Origin of the sequence: Caloramator mitchellensis (assembly GCF_001440545.1) — a bacterium.
Lineage (GTDB): Bacteria > Bacillota > Clostridia > Clostridiales > Caloramatoraceae > Caloramator > Caloramator mitchellensis.
On record NZ_LKHP01000032.1, the window covers coordinates 1 to 4670 of the forward strand.

6 protein-coding genes are annotated in these 4670 nt (G+C 28.1%); all 6 read left to right on the forward strand.

Annotated elements, in window-relative coordinates:
• A partial coding sequence (locus ABG79_RS12585) for a hypothetical protein (protein WP_160318249.1) occupies window positions 1–253 on the forward strand: 253 nt, incomplete at its 5' end.
• Between the two features lie 61 nt (window positions 254–314).
• Window positions 315–1127 carry a CheR family methyltransferase gene (locus ABG79_RS11955; protein WP_242859345.1) on the forward strand — a complete coding sequence of 271 codons (813 nt, stop codon included), beginning with the start codon at window positions 315–317 and terminating at the stop codon, window positions 1125–1127.
• A 4-nt stretch (window positions 1128–1131) separates the two neighbouring features.
• On the forward strand, window positions 1132–2193 hold the full coding sequence (locus ABG79_RS11960) for a protein-glutamate methylesterase/protein-glutamine glutaminase (RefSeq protein WP_152978254.1): 1062 nt from the start codon (window positions 1132–1134) through the stop codon (window positions 2191–2193).
• A 14-nt stretch (window positions 2194–2207) separates the two neighbouring features.
• Window positions 2208–2669 carry a chemotaxis protein CheX gene (locus ABG79_RS11965; protein WP_057979698.1) on the forward strand — a complete coding sequence of 154 codons (462 nt, stop codon included), beginning with the start codon at window positions 2208–2210 and terminating at the stop codon, window positions 2667–2669.
• Between the two features lie 24 nt (window positions 2670–2693).
• Window positions 2694–3014 (forward strand): hypothetical protein, encoded by a 321-nt coding sequence (locus ABG79_RS11970; protein ID WP_057979699.1) that lies wholly within the window; start codon window positions 2694–2696, stop codon window positions 3012–3014.
• Window positions 3015–3410: 396 nt separating this feature from the next.
• Window positions 3411–4670 (forward strand): PDC sensor domain-containing protein (locus tag ABG79_RS11975; RefSeq protein ID WP_152978255.1); only part of this gene is annotated, 1260 nt, incomplete at its 3' end.

The window sequence follows — 4670 nt, forward strand, 5'->3', positions numbered from 1 at the left end:
TAAAGAACAGGCAAATATGGCAAAAAGCATAGTCAATACTGTAAATAATGTAACAATTCAAGCAAATGAAGTTGCTGAGTCTACTGAATTACAGCTTAAAGAAGTTCAAAATTTAAATAAATATACAGCTGAAATAAATAGTGTTGTTGCTAATAACATCAAATATGTTGAAAAAACTGTTGAAAAAACAAAAGAAGTTTCAACATTGATTAAGGATATTAAGAACGTTATAGAAGAATTAAAAGAAATATAAAGGAAAAATAGGGAAGAATTTTCTTCCCTATTCAAAATTAATTATTGTGGAGGTCATGATAATGCCAATAAAAACTTTTGGTCTAAAGGATCTGGCTGAAAAAATTTATAGAAGAAGTGGAATAGATTACAATAATTCTCTTTCAAACTTGGAATCAAAAATCGCAAATAGACTTGAAGAACTTGGATTATCATGCTGGGAATATTGTGGTTATTTAGAAATTGAACCAGAAGAATGGAATGTTTTATTTGAACTTATAACAATAAACGAGACCTATTTTTTTAGAGAAGAAAATTTGCTAAAAGAATTTAAAGAAGTAGTATTGCCTATATATTCTAACAGAACTCCACAAAATCCTTTGAGAATATGGAGCGCAGCTTGTTCAACAGGAGAAGAGCCATATACGTTGGGGATGTTGATTGAAGATTGTGGATTATTTGAAGAAGGTGCAGTTCATATAATTGCTTCAGATATAAATAAAAAAGTGCTAAGAAAAGCTGAAAATGGAATTTACAGCAAGAAATCCTTATCATTCAGAAGAATGCCAGATGATGCTTATGAAAAATTTTTTGATGACTTAGGCGAAGACTATAAAGTTAAAGACTCTATAATGAACATGGTTCAATTTAGAAATATAAATTTAATGGATGAAAGTATAATAAGAGATTTAGGTAAATTTGATATTATTTTTTGTAGAAATGTATTAATATATTTTGATACTCTTGCAATTAAAAGTATTATCCAATCTTTTTACAATGCTTTAGATAATAGGGGTTATTTGTTTTTAGGACATGCAGAAACTATAAACGGAATAAATGATAATTTTAAAACAATATATACTCCATCTGTTTTTTATTATGTGAAGGGAGCATGATATTGTGGAAAATAAAAAATATAATGTTTTAGTAGTAGATGATTCATCTTTTATGAGAAAATGTATAACTGCTTTAATACAAAAAGATCAACGTTTTAATGTCATTGATATTGCACGCAATGGATTAGAGGCTATTGAAAAAATAAAAAAATACAAACCAGACTTAGTTACCATGGATGTTGAGATGCCTGAAATGGATGGGATAACAGCTGTTGAGTTAATTATGAAAGAAAATCCACTTCCTATTGTTATGCTGAGCAATCATACTGAAGAAGGAGCTATAACAACTCTAAGAGCATTAGAGTTGGGTGCATTAGATTTTTTCTTAAAAAGTGAACTTGTAAAAGAAGAAACAAATGAAGAATTAATTAATGACTTTTTATACAGATTAATAACGATTGTTGAAAATGCCAAAATTCCTACAATAGAAAAGGATAATACTTATAATGAAGAAGAATTAATTATAAGCAAAAAAAATATTGATAACTTAATTGAAATAATAATAATAGGATGTTCTACTGGAGGACCGGCAGCACTACAAAATATTCTTCCACAATTTCAGAAGGATATTAATATTCCTATATTAGTATTACAGCATATGCCTCCTGGTTTTACTAAATCTTTAGCAGAGCGCTTTGATAAAATTTGCAATCTAAGTGTTAAAGAGGCTGAAGATGGTGAAATATTAAAAGAAGGGTATATTTATATAGCACCATCTGGCTACCAAACAATATTTAAAAAAAGTCTAGAGGGAAAAATAGCTTTTAAAATTGAAGATATAAATAGTGAAGAGATTTTATATAAACCAAGTATTAATGTAACTTTAAATTCAGCGGCATTTCATTTTAAGGATAAAATGATTATTTCGATTTTAACAGGAATGGGGAATGATGGATTAGAAGGTTGCAGGTTAGCAAAGAAATTTAATGCACGTATAATAACAGAATCAGAAGAGACTTGTGTTGTATATGGTATGCCTAAAGTAGTATATGAAGCAGGTTTGTCAGATGCCCAGGTATCTTTACAAAAAATATATCAGCAAATAATGCAATTTCTTGTTAAATGAGAGGAGATTATTTAATGATTAATAAATATATCGAAATTTTTATAAAGTCAGGAAAAGAAATTATGCTTCAAGTGGCTGGATTACAGACTGATGTTGGAAATTGCTATATTAAGCAGGATATCATTAATAAAAATAAGATTTCAATTTTGATAGAGATTTTGGGAAGTATAAGTGGTAGATCATGGGTTACTATGGAAGATGATATAGCAAAAAGAATAGCATCTAATATGATGGGTGGATTTCCAGTAATAGAACTAGATGAAATGGCTAAAAGTGCTATAGCTGAACTATGTAATATGATTTTGGGTAATGTTGCTACAGAATTTTCAAACAATAATATAAATATTGACATAACTCCCCCAAAAATGTATTTAAATGAAAGCCATGGAATTGATTCTTCTAAAAAAGACTATTTATGCATACCGTTTTATTTTGAAGATAAAACAAATATGGAAATTAACTTATCATTTGACTAACACCTATAAATTGGAGGAGATAAAATGGATTATTTGTGTTTTAAATTAAATAATTCATTATTTTATACTGAAATAGAAGAAATAACAATATTTGAAAATATTTATATTGCTGAATTAAAGGAAAAAAACAATTTGGAGGATTTTTTTAATAAATTTAATATAACCCAATCAATAATTAAAGATAAAGAAGAATCGAACATAGCTATAATGTTTACAATTAAAGGTCAGTATGTGTTCTCGATTATTACCAGCCATATAAAAAAATGTAATCATTATGAGATGAAAAATATTGAAGCTAGGGAACTAACAGTTGAGTATTTATTCTATTTTATAGGTGCTGCTTAATATTATTACAAAAAACTGCCAATTGCAGTTTTTATTTTCAACACTTAATTTTTGACAAAAAACTATGATTTACAACAAAAATGATTGAAAACTATAAACGATATGGTATAATTTAGTTGAATTTATAAATTAATTATAATAATAATTAAAATGCTTAATTATTATTATACTGTAATATGGCTATGAATGTTTTTAGTCGCTCTAGAAAGGGGGAAATGTATAGCATAGGATAAAGCTGTATAATACGCATTGTATTAATTTTTAGAATATTATAAATACAGAGGTTAGGTGAAATGGAAAAAAGATTTAATTTAGTAGAAAACCGTAGTTTTAAAGTTATTATCAGAGGCTATTATTTATTAATTTTATTATGATTTTTGAATTGGAGGACGAGATATGAGAATAAGCTTAAAACTAAAGCAGAAACTTGTTTTATTTTTTGTAGGTTTTGCAATTATTCCTGCATTTATTGCTACATTTATAACAATAAATAATAGTAAAAATTTAGTTGAGGGAAAAGTTGAAAATTTGACAAAACAAATTTCAGTTGAAAAAATTTCATTTATTGATACTTTTATGGGTAATATTTCAAATGATATTGATTCGATAACTAAGAAAAAATCAATATTAGACTGGAATATAAATTCTATGAGGGATATCATTATGTCCCTACAAGAGGCTGACCCAAATATTTTATACGTTTATACGGCGAATGACGATAAAAATATTATCATTTATCCAAACGTTCAATTTCCATCAGGATACGACCCCACATCAAGGCCATGGTATAAAGATGCTGTTAACGATTTTGGTAAGATTATAATTACAAAACCATACGAAGATGCAGCAAGCAAGCAAATGGTAATAACTATAGCAAAGGCATATAAGTTATCAGATGGAAAAACAGCCGTTGCAGCTGCAGATATAAATATTGATATATTATTAAAAAGTGTAACTAATACAAAGGTTGGAGAAACGGGTTATGCGGCATTATCACTTGATGATGGAACAATAATTGCTCATCCTAAAAAAGAAATGGTTATGGTTAACATAGCTGAAAAATATGACTTTGGTAAAGAAATAGTTAGTAAAAAAAGCGGTAATTTAAAATACAATTTAAACGGTGAAGATAAAATAATGGGATTTGAACAATCCAAACTAACAAATTGGATTGTTATGACAACGATGAATCAAAGTGAATACGCTAAGGAATTAAATAAAAGCATAGTTCAAACATTAATTATTATAGGAATTATTACTATCTTGGCAGTATTTATAGGATTTATGATTTCAAGACAGATTGCAAATCCGTTAATCAATTTGTCGAAGCTTATGGAAAAAGCGCAAAATGGCGATTTTACAATTGAAGTAAAAAAGACATCTAATGATGAGGTAGGCCAGATACAAGATAGCTTTAGGATGATGATTGAGGCACAAAAGGAAATGATTAAAAAGGTAGTTGAAAATGCAAATAGTGTTACAGTTCAATCAGAGAGTCTATCAGCTATTTCAGAAGAGATGGCATCGTCATCACAAGAGCTTGCAAAGACAATGCAGCAGGTGGCAGAGGGTTCATCTTCACAGGCAAGCGATTTACAGGATATCGTAGGATTAATGTCAAATTTAACTGACAGTATAGAGAATGTATATAAAGAG